This is a genomic window from Sphingobacteriales bacterium, assembly GCA_016706405.1.
Lineage (GTDB): Bacteria > Bacteroidota > Bacteroidia > Chitinophagales > UBA2359 > BJ6.
In genome coordinates this window covers 36,830-61,915 of record JADJJT010000003.1, presented here as the reverse complement: position 1 = coordinate 61,915, position 25,086 = coordinate 36,830, and the positions used below count along the sequence as shown (strand labels likewise).

Below are 25,086 nucleotides of genomic sequence, written 5' to 3'. Positions count from 1 at the left end.
CCCGCCAAAACGAAAAATGTCAATGAGTTTCTAAGCAAAAATTTAATCATTAAAAAAATGAAAAAAATCATTATCGCATCGCTAATACTATTATCTGCTACTGCTTTTGCACAATCAAACAGTACAAATCCACCGTTTAGCTTTGGTGGTTATATTGAAACCTATTACAGTTGTGATTTCGGAAAACCCAGCAACCACAACCGTCCGGGTTTTATATATTCGCACAACAGGCACAACGAGGTTTCACTCAATTTAGGGCTTGTCAAAGCAGCCTATCAGACTGAAAAGTTAAGAGCCAATTTTACTCTTATGGCCGGAACCTATCCTAATGCCAATCTATCTGCCGAACCCGGCGTTTTAAAAAACATTTATGAAGCAAGTGCAGGATTCAAAATTTCAAAAAATAAAAATATATGGCTTGATGCCGGAGTTCTCTCCTCTCACATTGGTTTTGAAAGTGCAATAGGCAAAGACAATTGGACCCTTACCCGAAGTCTGAACGCAGAAAACACACCCTATTTTGAAACCGGAGCTAAAATTACCTACACCTCTGATGACGGAAAATGGCTCATCAGTGGTTTAGTATTAAACGGCTGGCAACGTATGCAGCGAATTGACGGGAACAACACACCAGCCTTTGGCCATCAGTTGGTTTACAAACCAAATGCTAAAATAACCTTAAACAGCAGCTCGTTTATTGGCAGCGATAAACCCGATAGCATCCGGCAAATGCGTTATTTTCATAACTTGTACGGTATTTTTCAACTAACTGATAAAATAGGCATTACTGCCGGCTTCGATATAGGCGCAGAGCAAACAAGTAAAAAAAGCAGTGAAAACAATATTTGGTACAATCCGGTAATTATTTTAAAAGTTTCTCCGCACAGCCAACACAGTATTTCGCTTAGAGGCGAATATTATAATGACGAAAACGGAGTAATTATTGCCACCGGAACACCAAATGGATTTAAAACTTTTGGATTATCGGCCAACTACGATTACTTAATTCGCGAAAATTTGATGTGGCGAGTAGAGGCAAGAAGTTTTTCAAGTAAAGATGAAATTTTTATGCTCGACGAAAAGGCAAATAAGAACAACTATTTTTTAACTACCGCAATTGCAATTTCATTTTGAACGGGAACGAAGAAAATGCACTACACTTCCTTGACCTGATAAAAAGATCGAGGCGCGGGAAGTTTAAAATCTACATTGGCATGAGCGCCGGCGTAGGTAAAACTTACCGCATGTTGCAAGAAGCACATTCGCTGCTAAAAAATGGTATTGATATAAAAATTGGCTACATCGAAACGCACAACCGCAAAGAAACACACGACCTCTTGGAAGGGCTTCCCATTGTCCCTCGAAGAAAGCTTTTTTATAAAGGCAAAGAATTGGAAGAGTTAGATGTGCAGGCAATCATAAGTTTGCGCCCCGAAGTGGTGATTGTTGATGAATTAGCGCACACAAATATTGCCGGAAGTAAAAATGAAAAACGCTGGCAGGATGTGATGGAAATTTTGGATTCCGGAATAAATGTAATTAGTGCAGTAAACATTCAGCATATTGAAAGCCTGAATGAAGACGTAAAAGCCATTACCGGCGTAGAAGTGGCCGAACGTATTCCGGATAAAGTGTTAGCCCTGGCAGATGAAGTTGTAAATATTGACCTAACCGCCGATGAACTAATTGGGCGTTTGAAGGAAGGCAAAATCTATCAGGCAGAGAAAATTCAGACAGCACTCAGCAATTTCTTTAAGCCCGAACACATCTTACAGTTGCGCGAGCTGGCTTTGAAAGAAGTGGCTTCGCAGGTAGAGCGCAAAGTAAATGTAGAAGTGCCCAAAAATCTTGGACTTCGCCATGAAAAATTTTTGGCCTGTATTAGCAGCAACGAAAAAACAGCAAAAAATGTTATCCGGGAAACAGCGCGATTGGCAAGTTATTACAATGCAAAATGGTTTGTGCTTTATGTGCAAACTCCGCAAGAAACCACAGAAAAAATTGCTTTAGACAAACAAAGGCATCTTATAAATAATTTCAAATTGGCAACAGAATTGGGCGCAGAGGTTATTCAGGTACAAGAAAAAGATATACTTGCTGCTATGATTGCGCAAGCGCAAAAACACAATATAACCACTATTTGTATTGGCAAACCACATGTAAATTTATTCAAAATTTTGTTTGCCGCCAATATTTTAAACGAGTTATTTAAAAACCTATCCGCATCAAATATTGACCTTATAATTCTATCTTAACATGAAAATCAGAACAAAACTTACGCTTTCGGTTGGCTTTCTTTTTCTGCTAATCTTAATTTTGGTAGTAGTAGGCGTAAAATATACCAATAAAACCGCTGACGAAACGCAGGCAATATTGGCCGATAACTACAACAGTGTTGAATACTCGCGCAATATGTTTATGGTCTTAGACAGCATCTCAATTTCCGAGGCAGCCCTCGTTACCTTTCAAAATAACCTTGCAACACAACAAAATAATATTACCGAAGTGGGCGAACAACAACTTACAGCCAAACTTGCCTTCGATTTTGAAAAACTTAAAGCCAACCGCAAAGACAATTCACTTTATATTGGTATTAGAAAAGACCTTGCCGACATCATGCTTTTAAACATGCAGGCCATTGAACGCAAAAGCGAAATTGCAAAGGAAACAGCCAAAACAACAACAATTACGCTTTCAATTATTGGCACAGTTTGTTTTTTGCTTGCCTTCACTTTGCTTGTTAATTTGCCTTCAAATATTGCCAATCCTATTAAGGAACTCACCGAGAGCGTAAAAGAAATTGCCGAAGGGAATTACGCAGAACGAATATATTTTGAAGGGCATACCGAATTTAATGACCTCGCCCATTCTTTTAACGTAATGGCAGAAAAACTGCAAGAATATAACAACAGCAACCTCGCAAAATTGATGGTAGAGAAAAAGCGTGTTGAAACACTCATAAACAGTATGCATGCGCCTGTAATTGGTTTGGATGAAAACCATACAATTATATTTATTAATAATGAAGCATTAAAAATTTCCGGATTGAAACAAGATAATATAATTGGCAAAAAAGCGCAGGATGTTGCCGTCCACAACGACTTAATTCGCTCACTTATCCAAGATGTATTGCAACCAAACAACAAAGAAAACAAACAGCAGCAAGAGCCACTCAAAATTTTTGCCGACAACAAAGAAAGCTTTTTCGAAAAAGAGATTATTCCAATTTCTATCATTCCTACCGCCGAAACACAACCCAAACGTATTGGCGATGTAATCATTCTGCAAAATATAACGCCATTCAAAGAATTAGACTTTGCCAAAACTAATTTTATTGCTAATGTTTCGCACGAGCTAAAAACACCTATATCGTCTATTCTCATGAGTTTAGACCTTTTAGAAAACGAAAAAATTGGGGTGGTAAACCCAGAACAAAAACAACTTATATTGCGCGTTAAAGAAGACAGCCAACGACTTTTAAAAATTACCGGAGAATTGCTGAACATGACCCAAGTAGAATCCGGAAAAATTCAGTTAAGTTTGCAACCATCTGCCCCGCTTGAAATCATTCATTATGCAGCCGAAGCGGTAAAAGCTCAGGCAGCGCAAAAAAATATCACCATTGAAATCAATAGCCCCGAAAATATTCCGAATGTAAATGCCGACCGCGAAAAAACCGCTTGGGTACTTACCAATCTTTTGTCGAACTCTATTCGCTACTCTTACGAAAATTCAAAAGTATTGCTCACGGTTAAAGAAGTATCAGACAAAATTCAAATTTCTGTTCAAGATTTTGGCAAAGGTATTGACCCTAAATATATACATAAAATTTTTGACCGCTATTTCCAAATCCCCGAGAATAGCAAAACGGGAACAGGGCTTGGGCTTGCCATCAGCAAAGAGTTTATTGAAGCACAAGGTGGCCATATTTCTGTTGACAGTATGTTTGGAGTGGGCAGCATTTTCACACTCGCACTAAACAAAGCTAATTAGTTAAAAATCCTAAAACAAATATACGATAGTTTTTATAGTAAATGTGAATATAATATAAATTAAGTAAATATTAATTGGTAGTTATACGTACGGCCGGCAAATGTTAAAAAGAGTAAAATCTCTTAAATTCAATATCCGGAAGGCAAAAAATTCTTAGCTTTGCCGAAAGTTCTCTCAGCTTGCAGGTTTTTTTTTCGTCACTAAGGTGCTTGCTTAGGGCAAGATCTTAAATTTTAACTGCTTTACTATTATGGTCCGTTTTTTACTAATCGTAGTATTTTTTATCAACGCAACATGTTTGTTTGGTCAAAATTCTAAAGACACAATTAAAACCTATCAACTCTCGCCCGTAACAATTGGAGCCAGTCGTATTCAACAAGATATACAACGGCTTAGTCCAATTCAGGAAACCTATATTTATGCCGGAAAAAAAGTGAGGTAATTGACCTGACGCAAAAAGATGCGGCAATATCTGAGAAATACGGGCGGCAAATTTTTGCCAAAATACCCGGCGTATTTGTTTACGATATGGACGGCACAGGCAACCAAATGAATATTTCGACCCGAGGGCTTGACCCACACCGGAGTTGGGAATTTAACAACCGAAAAGACGGCGTAATTACCAACTCCGACATGTACGGCTATCCTGCCAGCCACTACAATATTCCAATGGAGGCTGTTGAACGCATTGAACTTGTGCGGGGTACAGGTTCGCTTCAATATGGGGCACAGTTCGGCGGCATGCTTAACTATATAAGCAAACAACCCGATACTACTAAAAAAGTCGCGCTTGAAAGCATTAACACCCTCGGTTCTTATGGTTTGGTTAGCACTTACAACGCTGTGTCGGGCAAAACAAACAAGTTCAGATACAGTGCCTGGGCAAATGGCAAATGGATAACGGGCTATAGAAAAAACAGCGATGCCTCGTTTGATGCAGAAGGGGTTTCTCTTTTTTATGATGCAACAAAAAATCTTCACTTCAAATTAGACTGGACACATTCCAACTACATCACCCATCTTCCGGGCCCGCTTACAGATAGCATGTTTCATGCCAACCCCAAGATGGCAACCCGCTCAAGAAATTATTATCAGCCCACTATACATGTGCCCTCCTTAACGATTGGCTGGAACATTACACCCTCTACCAAACTACAATTTATAAGTTCGGCTATTCGGGGGGCAAGAAACAGTGTTATGTTTGACAAACCCGCTACCGTTACCGACACCATTATACCGGCCACACTTCAATACAACAAACGGCAAGTAGATATTGACCACTTCAATAGCTATACAAGCGAACTGCGCGTGCTTCAAACCTACAAACTGTTAAAACATACAAGCGCGCTTGCCGCAGGTATTCAATACATGAACAACGACTTGCACCGCCGGCAACAAGGCAAAGGAACAACCGGCAGTGATTACGATTTGACGCTGTCAACTACTGGCTGGGGCAGAGACCTCCACTATAAAACAAAAAATATCGCCTTATTTGCCGAAAATCATTGGCTATTAACAAAACGATTTTCTGTAAACACAGGGGCAAGAATGGAAATTGGCGAAACAAATATGACAGGGACAACCGTTTATTACGATGCTGCCGAATTACCCAACAAAATCAAACACAAATTCCCATTGTTTGGCGTAAGTTCACAATTTGATTTAACAAACGATATAAATATTTATGCCGGATGGTCGCAATCTTACCGGCCAGTTATGTTTAAAGATATTGTTCCGCAATCCATATATGAAGTAAGCGACAAAAACCTGAAAGATGCATACGGCTACACCGCCGAATTAGGCTTCAGGGGCAATTGGGAGTTTTTGAAATGGGATGTAACAGGTTTTTATTTGCAATATAACAACCGCATGGGAACATTAGCACAAACCGATACAGCAGGTAATCTTATTGTTTACCGAACCAATATTGGCAACTCGCAAACATCGGGGCTTGAATTCTTTTTGCAAGGCGATTTCTTGTTGGGTAACAATGCAAATTTATCCCTCTTTACTTCTTCCTCGTATATGGATGCCCGATATCAGGATGCAACCATCAAATCGGGCGATAAAAACGTAAACATAGACGGCAACAAAGTGGAAACTGTCCCTAATTTTATAACAAGAAATGGGTTAACCCTAAAATTCTCGTCAATAAGTTTCTCAGCCCTATACAGTTATATTGCCGAGAGCTTTGCCGACCCACTTAACACCGAAACACCAAACGCAAGCGGCTCGGTGGGTTTGGTTCCCTCCTACCAACTACTCGATTTAAACCTTGCAGTTCATTTAACCGGAAAAATAAAATTGCAGGCCAACCTAAATAATGCTTTGGATGCGCACTATTTTACTAAACGACCGCAGTTTTACCCAGGCCCCGGAATTTGGCCTTCAGACGGACGAACATTTTCGGGCACAGTAGCTATTAAAATATAACTGATAGGTAAGAAAATAAAAATTGACGGTCAATAGACTTTAAAATCCGGATGGTTAAACACAAGCATCCGGATTTTTTTATGATTTGTAAGCACAGTTGCATCGTTTTTGGTTTTTTGGTTTTCAAGCCAATCTAAAATCATATCAAGCAGGCTACAAATTTTGCCCTCTAAGATTTGGAGTTATAGCTACAGCCTGTTAATTTTGCCGGGCTAAAATGAAGGAAAAAATTAAAATATTTGCCTCCCCCTACAAAACTACAAACCTAATAATCAACAACAATGACCTACCTCCTTATAAAACTAATACATATTATTAGCGCAACCATAATGTTCGGAACTGGCATAGGTAGCGCGTTTTATTTGTTTTCAGCATATAAACGCTCGAACGCAAATACAGTAAAAGACGTTTTGAAACTTGTTATTTTAGCCGATAATATTTTTACCACTCCGGCTGTATTGCTGCAACTTATAACCGGAATCTGGCTCTCCTCGCTATTAGGGCTTTTAAGTTCAAAATGGTTTATAGTGGTCATAATTTGCAGTGTTTTAGTATTTGCACTGTGGGTTAGGGCGGTGTACCTTCAAATAAAAATGAAAAGGTTATTAGACCAATACAACTGCCTTACTGAAGCGTTTCATAAAAACATGAAGGAATGGTTTTACCTCGGAATCCCCGCCTTTGCCGGCACCTTGTTCTTGTTTTATCTGATGGTTTTTAAACCTGTGTTTTGATATGCGGATTTTAATTTTAGGCGGTACCGGCTTTATAGGAAAAGCTATTTTTTATACCTTGATTAGCAAAAAAGAGCACGAAATTTTTATTGGCAGCCGCTCGCAGATTGAAGGGTACAAGAACTGGAAAAAAATTGATTTTGCCGCCACCAACAATTTTGAAGAAATACTGCAAAATATAGATTTGGTTATAAATGCCATTGGTATTATAGAAGGTGATTTTGAAAATGTCCAGGCAAATTCTCCGCTTAAATTATATACAATTTGTAAACAAAAAAGTATAAAAATTATTAATATATCTGCCGTTGGGGCCGAAAAAGAAGAACCGCCAACCGATTTTCTTCGGTCAAAAAAAACAGCAGATGAGTTTATTCTAACACAAACCAATGGAAAAGTAATTTATCCGGGAATAGTATTGGGCGAAGGCGGGCAAAGCTCAAAGTTTTTTAAGGAGATTTCAACGCTTCCACTTATCCCGCTTCCGGATGATAAACCCCTACCCTTTGTTCATATAACACAACTTACGGGCTTAATTGAGCAGGTCATAAACAATTACGATGATTTTCCTGCGCAAATATTTGCCGTAAGTGAGCCGCAAAAAATGAGCGAAGTTTTATCTTTTCTGCGTAAAGGCAAAAGCCGGTTTTTACCCATGCCAACAAGTTTAATGCAACTGGCGTTTACGGTTTTTCCTAACCTTAGTTTGGGTATTTTCAACAAAAATATGTTCACGTTGTTCACCGAAATAAATGCAAAAGATTACAAACCTATTTTCGACAAAGCTACTAATCATTTAGTTGGCGAAAATATAAAAGCGAGCCATAGTTTGCTTAACCTCCTTGTTGTTTTTTCAATTGTATTTAATTGGATTGGAACGGGGCTTGTTTCACTTTATTCTTGGGATAAAAGCCTCGAACTTATGTCTGAAATTGGAGTTACAAATCAATATGCCGGATGGTTTGTAATTGCCGGCAGTTTGGCCGATATTCTTTTAGGTGTGGGCATGTTTTTTAAAAGTATCCGGAAAAATGTTTTGCTTTTACAACTATTATTTATTGTAGTTTACACCATTATTATAAGTATTTTGGCTCCACAGCACTGGCTGCACCCTTTTGGCCCTATAAGTAAAAATATTCCGCTTTTAGCCTTAACTTTTCTAACCTACAAAGAACAAAAAAGCTTATAATTGCAAATTGTTTGGTTAAACCAAAATACATTGTATTTTTAACATGTATTGATGAAATATAGCTGCCAAAACATATCCGGATATTTACAACCTTGCAGGCAATTGCACATCTTCAAACTTATTTAATACTAAAATATTTTATATAAAAACAAGGAAAAAATGAAAAAAATAATTTTAACTCTATCCCTCTTAATGTTAATTAGTTTAACGAGTTTTGGGCAAAAAAAACGAACAAGCAGCATAATTTTAACCCAACAAGAAACAGCAAACCTTTTTACCGACAGTTTAAAGAAACAACTTGGCATTAATTACCCCATCCGGAGCGTTTACAAATGCAAAGACAAGTCGGGAATTTTTTACATGGTACTTACCGAAACGAACGACAACATAACTACCAGCTCAGACACGCTGCACCACAATATAAAAGCTTTTAATTTTAGGCAAAATAAAAATGAATTAGTAAAAGACTGGGAGATGAATGATTTTATTGCCAAGCAAGTGGCCAACAAAGACGAAATGGAAGCCTCAATTTGGTTTTGGACTAACTATTCGGGGTTTGCCGACCTCGATAAAGATGGCTTAATTGACCCAATTTTAATTTACGGTACAAGCGGAATGAATAATACCGATGATGGACGGGTTAAAATTTTGACCTACTACAAGGGGAAAAAAATCGCTATCCGGCACCAAAACGGAGTGCTTGACTTTGAACGAAACACCAAAGTGGACAAAACGTTTTACGCCCTGCCTCAGGCAATTCAAGACCATATAAAACAAATAATGGAAAAAATGACGACAAACAACCATGCAATTTTTCCTTCCGGATGGCAAAAGGCAATGAAAGAACAGAAGGCATATTTTGACGAAAATAAAAAGTAAAAAAAATATATGTATCAAATGCCAAAACAAATATTAAAGTTCTATCTTTAACCTCCTTAGCTATGTCTATCCCCACAGCGGGCAAAACACCTCTCAAATTACCATTAACTGGGGCAACAGCGCTGGCGGAACGGTAAACATCGTACAAGAAATATATTAATTTTTTATACTAATTTTAAATGAAAGTATTTACCCTCCCCTTTTTTACAGTTAGCAATTTAATAATAGCTATACTACTGCCCTTAGCGGTTCTTTGTTTTTTTAGTATGGATACCTGTTTTGCCCAAAAAGCATTTCCAGATGCAATCGGCTTTGGCGCTAATGCTTCGGGGGGCAGGGGCGGACAAGTAATTTATGTAACCAATTTAGAAATTAGCGGCCCTGGCTCTTTACAAGCAGCACTCAACCAGTCGGGGCCTCGATATATTTTATTTAAAGTAGCCGGCGTTATAGATGGCACTATTGAAGTACCTATAGGCAACGGCGATTTTACCATTGCCGGGCAAACATCGCCCGGAGGAATTACCGTTCGTGGATTTCAAATGTATAACGGCGAAGCGCCTTCGGTAAGCAATGTCATCATCCGGCATTTAAGGTCGCGAATTGGCGATGTTAACTTGCATCCTACTAATAACTGGTTGGGCGCCGATGGCATTACCATAGGCGGCGTTCAAAATGCTATTATTGACCATTGCTCGTTTCAACATGCCACAGACGAGGCTGTTGACATTTCGCGCTCGTCGTTATTGACGATACAAAACTGCGTGCTGGCCGAAACCTTAGGCGAACATAGTTATTTGGGGGGCATGTTAATCAATTACTCGAATGCAACAAGCCCTTTAGACAATATTAGTATCCACCACAATGTGTGGAACAGAATTGGCGGGCGTATGCCCGAAATATCTTGCGAAACAGCGTATTGCAATGGCAAAACTATTAATATTGAACTTTCGAATAATTTGTATTGGGACCCCCAAATAGAACTTTGGTACGAAGGAGTTACCGGCGGTGCCAACGGCAATTTTTACCTCAATATGAATGCAATCAATAACCTTTATCATGCCCGCGAAGCATACTCGAACGCCATGTACCATTTTGATTTGCTGAATTATGATGAGAACGAGTTATTTTATTCCGGAAATAAAATAAACCTGTACCCAAATTACAGTGACTATCAACTGTTTTATTGCTGCAACGACTTTGATTTATATAATCCTAATACCGACATGGGAACTGCCGACCTGTTGGCTGCTAAACATAATTTTTATGAGGTAATATCCTATACCAACACAGACTCTTTACAAAACTACATAGCAAAAAATGCAGGTGCTTTTCCACGTGACCCTATGGACGAGCGGCTGGCAAACTCAATTGCCAATGGCATAATAGTTGACCTTCCGGTTGATGAAGCTGCCGCAGACGATGCCTTTTTAACAACGCAAACCGGCTTGCCCGTAATAGACAGCGACGAAGATGGGATGCCCGATTATTGGGAAGTACTTCAAGGATTAGATAAAACAAAGCAAGACCACAATGGCACTGAATTATCGGAAAAAATAACCAACGAAAGCGGCTATACCAATTTAGAATGTTATTTAAACTGCTTGTCAGATGCTTTGGTGAATGGAAACACCACCCCCGAATGCCAAATATGTGCTTTTTCGCCCCAAATTTCCGGAAATCCTACTGTATGCAATTACTCGACATCTCAGTACAGTGTGCCCGAAGTTGAAGGCAGTACTTATACCTGGACAGTAACAGGTGGCATAATTATTAGCGGGCAAAACACGCCCCAAATTACTGTTCACTGGAGCAACGGTACTGCTGGAACAGTAAGTATTGTTCAAGAAATAGATTGATGCTTTTTACTACCTAAAAAAATGCGGCAAAACTTTCAGTAGGTATTTATTTGGTGAAAGTTTTTGCTGCCAAAACCGGCACCGTAATACGTCTATAGATTCAAGCAGAAGCAGCTTAGGGGGGATACTGGTACCACTCATTAAAACCCTGCGTTTATCCTAACTCCCCCAAAAGGATAAAATATTTATTTTTTAGCAATTAATTTGCTTCGCAATTGCTTATTTAGAAATTATAATATAGCTTTGAGGGTAAATTGTTCAAGTTTTTCTTAAATTCGGCAGAAAATAGTTACCCCATCTTTTATTCTTTTATCCGGATAATTTTAGACTTAAAAACTTAGTTAATATGAGAATTGATTTACTTAAAATAGCACTTTACTTAAACCTCCTCGTTTCTTATTTTGCCGTGTATGGTCAAAAATCAAGCGAAGATTTAGTCATTAAACACAATTTTTATCTTCAGTACGACCTTCCCGAGGCTTTTTCTATAAATTATGAACGGCGAGTTTTAAATACCGAAATAGTAATGCTCCATTTTAACGTGGGTTTTTCGCACACCCAAGCAAACTATAATTCACTTGGTTACCGTGGGTTTGGATTTCCGGTTGGATTGACATCGGTTTTTGGCAAAAAAACAAGCCATTTTGAAACAGGTATAGGCTTTTGGGGGCAAAAATCGTACAATCACAAGCAAAAATCGAGTAATAACTCGGAGTATCGGTTGCAATTTAAAATTGGGTATCGCTTCCAGAAATTACACCGCAATAGGATAAATTTTAGAATTGGGTACGCTCCAGCTTATATGTTCGAATGGGATGACGACTATTTATCTACCGATACAGGCGGCACCTTGTATATTAATTTGGGGTATAGTTTTAAGTAGGATAGAAGCTAAACACATATCCGGATATATTTGAAATATTATTTACCCAAATTACAAATTAGTTAACAAATATAATATATTATTTTTCATAAAATCATAATAAATCTAAACAACATTCGACTTATGAAAAATGCAAAGAACAAACTGCTTAACTGGCTAATTCAAACTTTAACTGCCGAAGTTAAACAACACAACAAAACAAAACTAATTACAGCATCAGGCCTTAGCACCTGTACTCGACGAAAATTTATTGCCAACACAACAAAAGGCGCTATTAGTCTTGGTCTGGCCGCAAGTCTTCCCGCATTAATAACATCGTGCGGCGACGGCACCACTACAAGCAGTAACAATAGCAAAAGCCCTACAACCAACAATAACAGCATTAAAAAAGAAGATATTTTAGACGTTGCTATCCTTGGCGGGGGCATTGCCGGATTAAATTGTGCCAATCATTTACTTGGGTCAAAATTAAATTTCAAGCTATTTGAAGCGAGCAAACGCTTTGGAGGCCGAATTTTAACCCATAAAAACGACTCGCTTGGTTTAGGTATTTTTCCGGAGTTTGGAGGCGATTTTATAGACTCTAACCACGAAGACATGCTAAACTTGGCTAAAGAATTTAACCTTGAGCTGATTGACTTAGAGAAGGAACAAAAAGAAAAAAAATTAATAAAAGACATCTATTTTTTTGAGAATAAAAAAATTCCGGAAGATAAAATAATAGTAGAATTCAAAAAAATAGCAAAAAAAATAGCCGGCGACATTAATTCGCTCGGCGAAAATTACGATACACCTCAAGCTATCAAATTGGACAATACCGCGCTAAGCGACTATTTTCAATCGTTAAAATGTAAACAATGGCTTAAAGATATTTTTATTGCCGCCTATATTGCCGAGTACGGCCTCGATTGCACCGAACAGTCAACGCTAAATTTTTTAGCCATGATAGACACCCAAACAAATGCTGGCTTTAAAGTTTTTGGCGAAAGCGACGAAAGATACAGAATTAAAGGAGGCAATTCAAAAATAATTGAAGGATTAGTTAATAAAATTGGAAACGACCACATTGAAAAAGAATACGAAGTAACTACAATAAATGAAACCTCTGAAGGCTTATACGAAATACTTTTTACTAATGGCAAACTTGTAAAAACGCAAAAAATTGTATGCACTATACCGTTTACTATTTTGCGTAAAATTGAGCTAAATATTAAAAATATTTCGGTCGAAAAACGGAAATGTATAGACGAACTGGGCTACGGCACAAACACCAAACTTGTACTTGGCTATACCGGAACGCCTTGGTCAGAAAAACCAAACAACGCCATGGGCTATCTTTTTCATAAAACCATTGTCAATGGTTGGGATAGCAGCTACAATAAAACACCCAACAACAACAACGGCGCTTATGTGTGCTATTTTGGAGGTGCATTTTCAGAAAAACTCAATCAGGAGTCCTTCAAAAACAAAATGGCCCCGCCTACACACGTTTGGAAAACAGAACTACCGCAAAACACCGTTAATAATTTCGTGAGCGAACTCGACAAAGTATTTAAAAATTCTAAATCAAAATATTTGAATAAACATGTTTTTGTAAATTGGATTGACTACCCCTACGCCAAAGGTAGTTACAGTTGTTACAAAAAAGGGCAATGGACTACTATTGCGGGCTTAGAATTTGAACCGATTGGCAATTTTTATTTTGCCGGAGAGCATTGTAGTGCAGATTTTCAAGGGTTTATGAATGGTGCGGCTGAAACCGGCAGAAAAGCTGCCCTAACAATTAGTCAGTTGGCAAATAAACCGCAAACAAACTAAAAATTGAGCGGTAAAAAACTAAATCATCCGGATATTTTAAATTATATACTATTATGTTGTTATTTAATAAAATTCGGTTTTTCCGGAGATAGTAGCCTTCCCTTAATTAAATTATACTCAAATTGTTTTTCTATTATGAAAAGATTTCTACCTCTGCTTATCCTATTTTTTGGGGCTAATTTACTTACTGCCCAAACAAATTATTTTGTTTCTCCGTTGGGCAACGACAACAACAACGGCACCTCGGCAATAAACGCATGGCAAACCCTAAGCAGGGCAAGTCAACAAATATTTTCGGCAGGCGATAGTATTTTTTTTGAGTGCGGTGGCATTTATCGCGGCACCTTTTTTTTGAAAGGCGTTGGAAATTCTTTCTCAAAAATATATGTTGGTGCTTATGGAGTCGGTAATGCGCCTATTATTAGCGGTGCTGAAATTCTTCAAAATCCAAGCTGGCAAAACGAAAATATTAACGGTATAAACACTATTAAAACTTTGTTTGCCGATACTGCCTGTTTTGTTTATGCCGATGGGGCTTTCAATCAGTTGGCACGGTTTCCCGATGACCATTTTCTGTTTGTTGATAATGTCATCAATAATGGAAGTTTTGCTTTGTGTGGAAAAACCTACCCACGCGATTCGGTAATTGTTTCCGATTCGCTTAAAAACATTACAATGGACGACCTTACAGATGCGTATGTAAATCTCCGCACCTCCGGATGGAATATTGCAACATTTAAAGCCATTTCATTTGACAAACCTACGGGAACACTCGCAATGCATTCATCAAGCTATGGTTGGTCTATAAACCTAACTGTGCATAATAATGCTTCTGAGAAGTATGGCTTCTTTCTTTCTAACCGCAAAGAATTTCTTTCTCAACCATCTGAGTTTTGGGTAGATAATATAAATCAGCAACTCTACCTTGCAACAAACACCATACCTGCATCGGTAGAATATTCAAAACACAAGTACGGAATAAAAATAATTGACGCAGCTGCCCACGATATTATTATCAACGGAATAACATTTCAATATCAATCGCTGTCGGCGATAGAATTGAAAGAATACGACAACAAGATAGAAATCCGGAATTGCGATTTCCGGAATATGCCATTTGGTATTCATAATAAAGGAGAGTCCAGCAGTTCTGATTGCCTGATTCGCAGAGCATTAAGCAATAAAATAGAAATCAGCACTAATAATTTTACAGATATTTACCGTTCTCCAATTGCTTGCTATCCTGCTAACTCAAAAATAGTTGACAACAAAATTTCGCGGGTTGCCGTGTTGCCCAACGTTGCCGAATGGCTGAACTTGCCTCGATCGTATGATGTAATTGATTTTGGCAATGGTGCAGCCATTCAAACAGGCTTCAATTGTTTGATAGAGCGCAACACCTTAGATAGTTTGGGGCATTATGGCATTATACCTCAATCCAATTCAGTGATAGAAAAAAATATAATCAATCACGGCTGCTTGAATTATTACGATTGTGGCGCACTCTATTCAGTTTATTCTGACAGTATTGTAACGCGAAATAATTTTGTAACCGATTGCGCCGGAAGTATTGACAAAGGCATTTTATTAACCCCTTCTATGGCAAATCCGAAGATTGCTGGCAATGGAATTTATCTCGACTATAATGGCGATTTACGCTTTACCTACGTTGAAGCAACGGGTAATACCATTAGCGATTGTGGGCGGGGAATTGGATTTATTACAACCGAAGATTTTCTCGGACAACCCGATAAATACGGCAACGGATTTTGCTCGCCTTATGCCGTTATTCAAAACAATGTGCTTTATAATAATCATACCGAGGAGTTTGGTGTTGGCGCTATGGCAATACCCGATATCAATCACATTCCTTCAAATTTCCAGTACGAACCTTTGCAGTTTACCGGAAATTCGGTAGTGCATTTCGATGAAGAAACCTTTGCCCTGCGCACCAGTAATAGTATAACCGCAGGCGTAAATTGGGGGAACTACAATAATAACCATTTCGCTTCGCTCAATACACGATACATTGCCGGAAAACATTACCGCGCCAGCCTTTTACTTGAAAAAGAAGAATGGCTCGAACCTTACGAATGGCAAGAATGGGGAAAAGATTCAGCCTCAACCTTCGCATTGCCCCTGCAATCGAATATTTTTGTGAACGATACTTTACAGCAGGGAAATTTAATCCGGAATGCACAATTCAAAACCAATCTAAATAACTGGGATTTCAAAGCCACAAATGCACTTTGCCTTAATAACACCGGAATTGACTCCACCGACTACTTTCCATCCAAACATCTAATATATTACAATCCATCCGGTTTGTGCGGAATAAATAATAGCATCAGCATAAAAACAAATCTTGCCGACAGCAGCAATATTTTTTCGCCCCTTGTAAATATTGACAGCAGTAAACATTATTTGCTTAGTTTTGATGTTTACTCCTCGTTGCCGGTTAATGCACAAACACTGGGAAACACCATCTGGACTGTGAGTTTAACCAATACACAAAATAACGCCGTTTTATTCAAACGCAGCATTGAGCCACGCGACACCTTACAGCATTTTAAATATATTTTCAAACCAAAAAACAGTGCCGAGCAAGCATACCTTGAGTTTTTCTCTTATAAAATTCAAGGAAATTATGCCCTGCGCCTTGATAATATTTGCCTTTTCCCGATTGATGCAACAGAGTGGGCTGCCAGTTACAAATTTCCGCTTATTACTAATGCAAGCGACGATGCCGTTGTTTATGATATTGAAACAGATTGTTTTTTGCATCTTGATGGCACAACGGCAGTCTCTCCACTCATAGTCCAGCCTTGGTCGTCTGTAGTGTTGATAAGATTAGATACCTGTAAGATAGTAATTGACCCAAACACGCCAATCAAAGAAATTGATATGTTTACAGCAAATGATAGGGACATGCAATTTGCGCTGTTTCCTAATCCGGCAAACGACGAGGTTATGCTTTTAGCCGAAGATGATATGCTGGGCGAAAGAGTTATTATTTATGATTTGTTTGGAAGAGAAGTTTTTAGCCACCTTATTACTTCCGGAAAGTTTAACCTAAAACTCAGCAATCTTTCAAGCGGAATATATTTTGCAAGAATCGGAAACTGCACCAAAAAAATAGTAAAGAAATAGTTTTAAACTTAAAAAAAACTAAACTTTCGGAGTAATGGACATTTTTAATGCTATTTTTTAGACGCTTGGTTCAAGTGGACATTTTAATGCTGTTTTTTTATTCACTTTTTTTACATTATTCTTGAATATTTTATTTCTTTGCATGTCTGTAAAAACGGAAACAAGCTCTGCTGGGGAGCAACTTGTCAGGGATAAAACAGATGCTTGACGAAGTGTCTTATCAAAGGCTTACTGTATATTGTAAGCCTTTGATATTTTCAGAAAGCCCTTATAACTTTAAAAACCCATCTATAAATTTCATTTTCCGTTCATTGATAGGCCATTATGGTTTCTTAATTTGTTTTTTTAAATCTGCGAAATGTCCATCAATAGCATTGGTTGTGTTAGGTATTTGAAGTTCCCGTTATCGTGTCAAGTAAACAACCAAGGTAAATTATTCTTCAAACTACGATAAGCACTTCTAAGCCTTTTATGCGTATAAAACGATTTGTTTGTAGTCGGATTTACAGTTCTCTCGTTTAGAAACACTTTCCATTTTTCAAGCCATAGCCCTAATGTCCGACAAAGCTTTCTTTGTCTGTTTGCTTCATCAAATCTACAACATCCATCAGCTCTTGTGCAGCTTTTTAGCTTTGGCTTACGGGTCAAATATCTTCGAATTATTGCTGCTTGATGAAACTGGCACATTTGAACAGGAATACCCTTAAACGACGCAATTAAGCCTTTTCTTCCGTCACAAACAATAGCCGAAATAGTAAAACCTCGCTTTTTAACTCCTTAATTCCTTCTATATACAGCCCATTTGTCTCTGTCTTCACATAATATTTCAAAAGGTTTTCTTTGGTGTAGGCATCTTTAAAAAGCATTACGCCAAAACCCCGCTCCCAATAGGTGGTGTCCATTAATACAACGACTACTCTACCTGTTTTTTCCGTAGCCACTATTTTAATCTTGTCTAACCGCCTTTGAATCGTTTTAACAGAACAATTATACTTGTGAGCTAACTGCAAATAGGTCTGTTTACCACTTTTGTATTCTTCCCATATTTGCTCGTTATTGATGCGTTGCCCACCTAAAAATTGTTTATTACAGCAGGCACATTTATATCGCTGTTTACCTTTTACTAACCCATTTTTCTTGGTAACAGAACTACCGCAGTAAAAGCACTTTTTTTATTCATAACCTTTGATTGTCCTCAAAGCTAATAATATTAAGCTTTCCAGACGATTTTAGCATCATTTTTGTCCATTAAGCCAAACTTTCAGTGAAAATAGATATTAGTTTATCACTATTTTTTGCTGATAAGACTGACCATCAACAAAAATTACACTTGCTAAATAAATTCCAGCTTGTATCTTAGTGGGCAAGTGTAAATATTTTGAAACTGGTTGATTTTGTGTTGAAAAATCTTGTCTTAAAACGATTCTTCCGGAAAAATCAGATAATAAAATTTTTGTAATAGGTGATTTAGTTTCAATATTTATTGTTTCTAAATTAGCTTTGGCAAGTATATTTGGCCAAATTTTACACGCACCAGATTTGTTTAGCCCAATTTCAAAATTTAAAGTATTAGGCAGTCCGGTAATTTCCTCCTCAAAACAACCCAAAGTGGCATAATAATCACAATTTTTAGCTGTTCCGGGCATATTCTCATCCATCCATTTAAGGCGTTTTCCAAGCCAAGCTTTAAGGGCATCAATCTCCTCTTGATAATTATTAGCTAACGGTTGCGGGTTAGGCCACACATATTTACCCCAAGTTTGCCAAAGCTGGTAATTTCGCTGCTGTGCCTCGTCAATATTAGCTGCAGTTTGGTCTATAAAAGCAAACAAAGTATCTGTATGTAATTTGTTGGTTCGCAGGTCTTCCCAACGACAACGCAACGCATTTAAAAACAAAGTATCATCTAACATTTTGTAAAAAAACATAGGCGGTGCAAAATAGGAATAATCGCAATATTGTTCGTAAAGCCAGCCATTGGGGTTCCAACCATCACAATAATCGGCATTTCTAAATGAAAGGTCAAAATCCCACAAGGGCCCAGCCGACAATTTCCCACAGCTTGTAATTTTATGTTTATGAAAAAAAGTGCTAAGCCGGTAAGCATCAACATTTTTGGTAATTTCGTTGATAATAAAATTATCTGTAAACGAGGTCATGTCTATGTACTCATTATATCTTACTCCTGAAAAATTGTAAAAATTTTTTGCAAACAACCCCTCTTCAATGCTGTCTATAAACGCCTGAATATACTCGGCTTGTTTTGGCTGTAGCTCATCCTTTTTGGGGTAAACAAATTGGTAATAGCAATACGTATCATCAACAATTGATTCGTGTTTGCTAATCCACCCGCCATCATCTCCTTTATCTACTTTAATAATATAGCCACCGGTTATATCGGCACCGGCAGTATCAATCGGTGTTAGTTTGGCTATATCAACCCGTTTTTTGTCGCGTTTAATTTTCTCCATCAGCACATACAATCCTTGGTAAGTGCCGTTAACAAACAATTCAACGTATTGGGTTCGGGGCGAGTAATGCCCCATTTCGTTAAACAAATGATGCGCTAATACGTTGCGCATAATACTTTTATCGGCATACGATGCATGTAAAACCCAGTCGCTTTCTTCCGGAAAATTAAGAATGGCAACCGTACTGTCTTGCCCTTCGGCATTGCAGGTTTCAACGCCATAACTTTTTTTAGGAAAACCTAATGAAGATTGCCCGCGCAACTCGACGTTGGCAAAGCCACTGTAAATATTGGCTGGGTCAGAGGGAAAATTAAGTTGGCCATTGCCTTTGTCAATAATGGTCATGGTAATTTTCACGTCAGGTTCATCCGGAATTGCTTGCCCGTTGGTAAAAAACTGTACTATTGGCAAAGTTGTCCCTGAAAAAACGAAAGGTTCGCCGGCATCTTCAGCAAAATTGATAGACCAATCGGTTATAGTGCCATCATCAGCCCAGGGGTAAACATCGTAGGCAACTAATTTCCAAATACCGTTTGGATTTTGGCCATTGTTAAAATTTCCCATAAAACCAATAGGCCTGAAAGTTCCGGTAAAAGGGTACCACGACTCAAAAATACTGTACTCGGCATTACTTTCAAAACAAGTTTCAACAAACCCGTCTTGGTCGCCGCCAATATTATCGACCAATAAGGTTTCGGTACCATCAGGTGCTACAAGTTTGATGTTAAAATCGGCCATCCAAGTATGAGTAGCGTTTATACAAATGGTTTTAAGGCCATAAGCGGGGGTAATCTTATCCGGAAAAACGTTCGCTACTTCCAACGGAATTTCTACTATACTGCCGTTGCCCGGTACAACCGCCCCGTTTCCGGTAAATGTTTGTGCCTTAGTTGGCAAGTTGAAGGCAATAAGATAGAGTAAAATTGCAAAAAAAGTGATTTTTTTATTCAAAATAAACATTATTTAATAAATTTAGTAAGTATGAACAATTTAGAAGTAGCTTGTAAAATTAGAAATTTTCATTTGTAAAACTGTTTTTTTTTCGGGTGCTTAAAAATTTGCTCAGGTAAAAACTGGCAACACCTAATACCAATATACTTAAACCCATTAAACTCTGTTTGGGCTTGTCAATAAGTACAAAAAGCAAAATACAAATATTTAACAAGATATAAAAAATTTGAAGCCATGGGCGAAGCGGACTTTTAAAACTATCCGGAATTGGTTTGGTAAAAAAGAACGATATAATTGCCACCACGCTCATTAATTGCATAACAAACGAGCTGTACAACATTATCTCCTCTAATTTGCCTGAGAATAGCATAATTAAGGCAATAAATCCGTGTAACCAAATGGCTACTACCGGAATTTGTTGTGCATTGGCGCGATTAATAGGTTTCCACAGCGTATAATCTTTGGACATGCTATAGGTTACCCGCGAGCCTACCCATATACACGAACTCATGGTGGCTATTAGCTGTACGGCAATGCCCAAACTTATCCATTTGACAAAGCCTGCCCCTTTTGCAGCCTCAAAAGCAATAATGGCTACCTCGGCGTTACCTTTTAAGGTTTGCGGGGGTGCTAATTTAAGCAATACCAATTGAATGGCAATATAGGTAATGGTTACAAACAGGGTTCCGGCAATTAAGGCTTTGGGCAAATTTAGGCGTGGATTTTCAATTTCTTCAACGATATAGGTGGCGGCGTTCCATCCGGTATAGGCGTAGGTAACATATAAAAGCGAAACGGCAAATCCGGATGAAAAAACTTCTTTAAATACGTTGCCGCCCCAAAACAACGAGTTGTTATTTGGAGTGGGCAACCATATTCCTAAGGCAATAACGGCTAAAACAAAGAATATTTTAAAAGCGGTTGCAATATTTTGTATTTTACTGCTTTGTTTTACAGTAAACGAGTGAGCTGCGCAAATACCAATAATTAAAGCTACGCTTAAAGCCCTAAACCAAATGGCTGCATCATTATTATTGGCAGCAAAAGGCTTTAAATAGGCCTCCATTGCAATAGCCGCTATAGCCACCGGCGCTGAAAAACCTATAATTAATGACGACCACGCCGACAAATAGCCCAACAAAGGGTGTATTGCTTTGGAAATATAAACATACTCGCCGCCTGATTTTTTGTAATGAGTGGCTAACTCGGCAAAAGTAAATGCACCCGTTAAAGCCAACATGCCGCCCGCCAGCCATAATGCAATAATGCTAAAACTGTTGTTGACGGTTAAAAGCTGGTAGCCTAAACTGGTAAACACACCCGTTCCAATCATGTTAGATATAACCAACGACGCAGCAGTAAGCCAGCCAATTTTATAGGTATTTTTCATGTAAAATCAACAAATATTTTACGCTAACTATTTGCCATCCATTCCTAATTCGCGCATAATAAAAGCTAATCTGTCGCGCCAGTCAGTTACTACCTGTTGCCGTGTTTTGCCTGCCGAGTGGCCGGCGTTTCGCTCAACGCGCAGCAAGGCGGGTCGGTTTTGCGCGGGTGCCTGGGGGTTAGCGTACTGCATTTGAGCCATGTATTTGTACGAGTGTGCCGGTACAACACGGTCATCGTGGTCGGCGGTAAGGCAATAAATAGAGGGGTATTTGGTATTGGGTTTAATATTGTGCAAGGGCGAGTAAGGGTAAATAAAATTAAAATGTTCGGCATTTTCGCTGCTGCCGTACTCGCTAACCCAAGCCCAGCCAATGGTAAATCGTTGAAACCGCAGCATATCCATTACACCAACTACCGGAAGCGCCGCCCTAAACAAATCGTGGCGTTGATTAATAACCGCTCCTACTAATAAACCTCCGTTCGAGCGGCCTGTAAGCGCCAATTTTTCCGGATTGGTGTATTTTTGTGCCATTAAATACTCGGCTGCAGCAATACAATCGTCAAATACATTTTGTTTTTTCTCTAACATGCCAGCCTTATGCCAGTCTTCGCCAAATTCGCTACCCCCGCGCAGGTTTACAACGGCATAAACACCGCCATTTTCTAAAAACGGAATCATTTCGGCCCTAAATTCGGGTGTGCGGGCAATATTAAAACCGCCGTAACCATATAATAAGGTAGGGTTTTGGCCGTCAAGGGCTGTTCCTTTGAGTGCGGTAATAAACATAGGTATTTTTGTGCCATCTTTTGATGAAAAAAACACCTGTTTAGTTTCGTATTTACTTATTTCAAAATCAATTTGAGGTCTGAAATATTCGGTAAGTTTGCCTTGATTTAAATTGTAATAAAAAATGGTGGGAGATATAGCAAACGACTCAAATGAAAAATAAATATCCGGATGTTTTTTATGCGTACTTAAACCTCCAACAATTCCGGCAGCGGGCAAAGGAATATCGGTTAAAATTTCGCCTTTCAAATTACAAACCCGAATTTTTGCACTTATATTGTGTAAATACTGTAATATCAACCGGTTACCGTCGGCCATTGAAGCGCCATCTAAAACTGCTTCGGGATGCTCTTTTACAACTTCTTGCCAATATTTTTCCTCTGGATTTTTTGGGTCAATCCAAACAATTCGGTTTCGGGGTGCATTTTTATTGGTAAACACTAAAAATTTACCGTCAATATGGTCAATAACCCAATTTGAGTTTTCATTTTTTGGCAATAAGGGCTTAAACTTATCGCCCTTGTGCCATCCGGAAACAGGTAAATAAGAGACTGACTGCGCATTGCTGGCACCTTCCCAAACCGAAAGCAATAAAAATTGTTCGTCATCAGTTACCGATATATTAAAACTGCGTTGGGCTGTGCTGGCGTCTTCGTAAACTAATTTATCGGCGGTTTGCGGTGTGCCTATCGTATGGTAGTAAATTTTTGGAGAAGTGTTGGCAGCCGACAATTCTTTGCCATCACTTGGGGCATCGTAGCGGGTATAAAAAAAGCCATTGCCCAACCAGCTTGCCCCCGAAAATTTAATATTGGTAAGCTCTTCTGGAAATGGTTGTTTTGTAGCAACGTCTATTATCTTAAAATTTTGCCAATCTGACCCTCCTTTTGAAGTGCTGTAAACAGCATATTTTAAATGATGCGAAAAATTGACAAACCCAAGTGCTACCGTTGGCGGAAAAGTGTTGGGGTCTAAAAAAACTTCGCTGGTGGTATCATTTGAATTTAATCCGGATTTTAGTGGCTGCCGGTATAATATCGAAAAAGGCTGCACGCCGTCGTTGCGATACTGGTATAAATAATCGCCCTTAATAAAAGGCACCCCTTTTGAAGGATAAAAGAGTAGTTTTTCCAAGCGCATTTCCAAGGATTTGTAAAACGGAACTTGTGCGAAATACTGGTCGGTGTTTTTGTTTTGAGCCGCAATCCAATCATTGGTTTCGGGGCTATTTTCATCTTCAAGCCAGCGATAGGGGTCGGCAACAAAAGTGCCGTGATAATTGTCGGTAACCGAGTCGCGTTTGGTGGATGGATAAGTTAAAATGGGATTCATTTTTTGCGCTGTAATAATCAGTCCGGAAGTATTAGCCGGCAGGGTTTGCACTTGTGTATTTAGCTTGTTTTTTGTGGCAGTAAGTTTTTTGCCCGATTTGCAGGCAATAAAAAAAATTAGCATAAAAAAACCAAAGCTCATTAAAGCCAAGGTTTTTGAGATGCGCAAATTTATCATTTGGCTTGGTTGATAGTTAATATTAAGGCTTAAATTGCTGGGCAAAGGTAGAAAAATAATAAAGATGATAGACAGTTATGGCAGTACCATTTATATTATACAAGCGTTTTACTAATATAATTATATTACAAAAAGTATTCAATAAAATTTTAACAGCACCTAAAAAACTTGCGATTTAGCTAAAATACATCTAATTACGACATTAAAATGAAATTGATTTTGCAGTTCGCATACAAATACACAGATTTTTGCCAAATTTGCATTTTGTTTGAGGAAAAAGTTTTAATTTGTATGAGTAATCGTATTTTATTAGTTGACGACGAAGAAAAGTTGTTAAACCACTTATTTGAAGCTTTAAGCGCTAAAGGCTACGAAGTAGTAACAGCTAAAAACGGATTGGCTGCCTTGAAATTATATGAAGAGCAGCGATTTGACTTGGTGATTCTTGATATTATGATGCCCGAAATAGATGGGCACCAAGTTTGCGAAAAAATACGCCTCGAAAATCCCGAGCAAAAAATACTGTTTTTAACCGCCAAAGACTCAACGCGCGACAAAATAGAAGGGCTGCGGTTAGGTGCAAAAGATTATGTAACCAAACCCTACAACTCCGAAGAGTTATTATTGCGGATTGGCAATTTGGCAACACCAAGCCCAACCGACCAAGGGGCGGCGGCTACAGCCATCTTAAATACTTATTCGTTTGGAGGTAATACCATTAATTTTAAAACCTACCAGGCCAGCTGCAATATGGGAACCATTGACTTAACCCAAAAAGAAGTAATGCTGTTGAAATTATTTATCGAGCGAAAAAATCAAGTTATATCGAGAACCCAAATTTTGCAAACGGTATGGGGGTACGATGTTTATCCGGTTACCCGCACAATTGACAATTTTATTTTAAATTTTCGCAAATATTTTGAACCAAATCCCGCCGAACCTATCTATTTTTACTCAATTCGGGGCGTAGGCTATAAATTTACCGAAAACGAGTAATAACTTGGGATGAAGCGGCTTAATAAAAACTTTAATAATCTTCAA

General features: G+C 38.4%; 16 protein-coding genes and 1 pseudogene. 13 read left to right on the top strand and 4 right to left on the bottom strand.

Translation table 11 applies throughout. The features are described 5' to 3' along the window. Window positions 1-57: 57 nt before the first annotated feature. The 12 genes from IPI59_12140 to IPI59_12085 all read left to right on the top strand — a co-directional run bounded on the left by IPI59_12140 (window position 58) and on the right by IPI59_12085 (window position 16,935). The gene (locus tag IPI59_12140) at window positions 58-1,134 is read left to right on the top strand and encodes a porin (protein ID MBK7528277.1); all 1,077 of its coding nucleotides are present in this window, start codon (window positions 58-60) and stop codon (window positions 1,132-1,134) included. Window positions 1,135-1,214: 80 nt separating this feature from the next. Beyond that, window positions 1,215-2,255, top strand: a complete 1,041-nt coding sequence (locus tag IPI59_12135; protein MBK7528276.1) for a sensor protein KdpD — start codon at window positions 1,215-1,217, stop codon at window positions 2,253-2,255. 1 nt (window position 2,256) lies between these two features. Then, complete coding sequence (locus tag IPI59_12130; protein ID MBK7528275.1) at window positions 2,257-3,993, top strand: HAMP domain-containing protein; 1,737 nt, start codon at window positions 2,257-2,259, stop codon at window positions 3,991-3,993. A gap of 250 nt (window positions 3,994-4,243) precedes the next feature. Next, window positions 4,244-4,435 (top strand): hypothetical protein, encoded by a 192-nt coding sequence (locus IPI59_12125; protein MBK7528274.1) that lies wholly within the window; start codon window positions 4,244-4,246, stop codon window positions 4,433-4,435. An 86-nt stretch (window positions 4,436-4,521) separates the two neighbouring features. Further along, a complete protein-coding gene (locus IPI59_12120) occupies window positions 4,522-6,426 on the top strand; it encodes a TonB-dependent receptor (protein ID MBK7528273.1) in 1,905 nt (634 codons plus the stop codon). 281 nt (window positions 6,427-6,707) lie between these two features. Beyond that, a complete protein-coding gene (locus tag IPI59_12115; GenBank protein ID MBK7528272.1) occupies window positions 6,708-7,160 on the top strand; it encodes a DUF2269 domain-containing protein in 453 nt (150 codons plus the stop codon). 1 nt (window position 7,161) lies between these two features. After that, window positions 7,162-8,346: an SDR family oxidoreductase gene (locus IPI59_12110; GenBank protein ID MBK7528271.1), complete on the top strand. Its 1,185-nt coding sequence runs from the start codon at window positions 7,162-7,164 to the stop codon at window positions 8,344-8,346. 159 nt (window positions 8,347-8,505) lie between these two features. Beyond that, on the top strand, window positions 8,506-9,225 hold the full coding sequence (locus IPI59_12105; GenBank protein MBK7528270.1) for a hypothetical protein: 720 nt from the start codon (window positions 8,506-8,508) through the stop codon (window positions 9,223-9,225). A gap of 179 nt (window positions 9,226-9,404) precedes the next feature. Beyond that, entirely contained in the window at window positions 9,405-11,084 is a 1,680-nt protein-coding gene (locus tag IPI59_12100) for a hypothetical protein (GenBank protein MBK7528269.1), read from the top strand. Window positions 11,085-11,430: 346 nt separating this feature from the next. After that, on the top strand, window positions 11,431-11,967 hold the full coding sequence (locus IPI59_12095; GenBank protein ID MBK7528268.1) for a hypothetical protein: 537 nt from the start codon (window positions 11,431-11,433) through the stop codon (window positions 11,965-11,967). Between the two features lie 123 nt (window positions 11,968-12,090). Further along, window positions 12,091-13,785: an NAD(P)/FAD-dependent oxidoreductase gene (locus IPI59_12090; GenBank protein ID MBK7528267.1), complete on the top strand. Its 1,695-nt coding sequence runs from the start codon at window positions 12,091-12,093 to the stop codon at window positions 13,783-13,785. 135 nt (window positions 13,786-13,920) lie between these two features. Next, entirely contained in the window at window positions 13,921-16,935 is a 3,015-nt protein-coding gene (locus IPI59_12085) for a T9SS type A sorting domain-containing protein (protein ID MBK7528266.1), read from the top strand. 268 nt (window positions 16,936-17,203) lie between these two features. Here the strand turns inward: IPI59_12085 and IPI59_12080 are convergent. The 4 genes and pseudogenes from IPI59_12080 to IPI59_12065 form a co-directional block, all read right to left on the bottom strand. After that, window positions 17,204-17,996: pseudogene (locus IPI59_12080) on the bottom strand (hypothetical protein). A gap of 216 nt (window positions 17,997-18,212) precedes the next feature. Then, window positions 18,213-20,357, bottom strand: a complete 2,145-nt coding sequence (locus IPI59_12075) for a CotH kinase family protein (GenBank protein MBK7528265.1) — start codon at window positions 20,355-20,357, stop codon at window positions 18,213-18,215. A 58-nt stretch (window positions 20,358-20,415) separates the two neighbouring features. Continuing rightward, entirely contained in the window at window positions 20,416-21,747 is a 1,332-nt protein-coding gene (locus IPI59_12070) for an amino acid permease (protein ID MBK7528264.1), read from the bottom strand. 27 nt (window positions 21,748-21,774) lie between these two features. Continuing rightward, the gene (locus tag IPI59_12065) at window positions 21,775-24,090 is read right to left on the bottom strand and encodes a S9 family peptidase (GenBank protein MBK7528263.1); all 2,316 of its coding nucleotides are present in this window, start codon (window positions 24,088-24,090) and stop codon (window positions 21,775-21,777) included. A 246-nt stretch (window positions 24,091-24,336) separates the two neighbouring features. Between IPI59_12065 and IPI59_12060 the strand changes: the two genes are divergently transcribed. Next, on the top strand, window positions 24,337-25,041 hold the full coding sequence (locus tag IPI59_12060; protein ID MBK7528262.1) for a response regulator transcription factor: 705 nt from the start codon (window positions 24,337-24,339) through the stop codon (window positions 25,039-25,041). The last annotated feature ends 45 nt before the right edge of the window (window positions 25,042-25,086 follow it).

Bases quoted from the DNA above. Each gene is read 5' to 3' on its own strand.
- IPI59_12130 (MBK7528275.1), top strand. From the start codon at position 2,257: ATGAAAATCAGAACAAAACTTACGCTTTCGGTTGGCTTTCTTTTTCTG.
- IPI59_12140 (MBK7528277.1), top strand. From the start codon at position 58: ATGAAAAAAATCATTATCGCATCGCTAATACTATTATCTGCTACTGCT.
- IPI59_12115 (MBK7528272.1), top strand. From the start codon at position 6,708: ATGACCTACCTCCTTATAAAACTAATACATATTATTAGCGCAACCATA.
- IPI59_12070 (MBK7528264.1), bottom strand. From the start codon at position 21,747: ATGAAAAATACCTATAAAATTGGCTGGCTTACTGCTGCGTCGTTGGTT.
- IPI59_12125 (MBK7528274.1), top strand. From the start codon at position 4,244: ATGGTCCGTTTTTTACTAATCGTAGTATTTTTTATCAACGCAACATGT.
- IPI59_12085 (MBK7528266.1), top strand. From the start codon at position 13,921: ATGAAAAGATTTCTACCTCTGCTTATCCTATTTTTTGGGGCTAATTTA.
- IPI59_12120 (MBK7528273.1), top strand. From the start codon at position 4,522: ATGGACGGCACAGGCAACCAAATGAATATTTCGACCCGAGGGCTTGAC.
- IPI59_12135 (MBK7528276.1), top strand. From the start codon at position 1,215: ATGAGCGCCGGCGTAGGTAAAACTTACCGCATGTTGCAAGAAGCACAT.
- IPI59_12105 (MBK7528270.1), top strand. From the start codon at position 8,506: ATGAAAAAAATAATTTTAACTCTATCCCTCTTAATGTTAATTAGTTTA.
- IPI59_12100 (MBK7528269.1), top strand. From the start codon at position 9,405: ATGAAAGTATTTACCCTCCCCTTTTTTACAGTTAGCAATTTAATAATA.
- IPI59_12060 (MBK7528262.1), top strand. From the start codon at position 24,337: ATGAGTAATCGTATTTTATTAGTTGACGACGAAGAAAAGTTGTTAAAC.
- IPI59_12090 (MBK7528267.1), top strand. From the start codon at position 12,091: ATGAAAAATGCAAAGAACAAACTGCTTAACTGGCTAATTCAAACTTTA.
- IPI59_12095 (MBK7528268.1), top strand. From the start codon at position 11,431: ATGAGAATTGATTTACTTAAAATAGCACTTTACTTAAACCTCCTCGTT.
- IPI59_12110 (MBK7528271.1), top strand. From the start codon at position 7,162: ATGCGGATTTTAATTTTAGGCGGTACCGGCTTTATAGGAAAAGCTATT.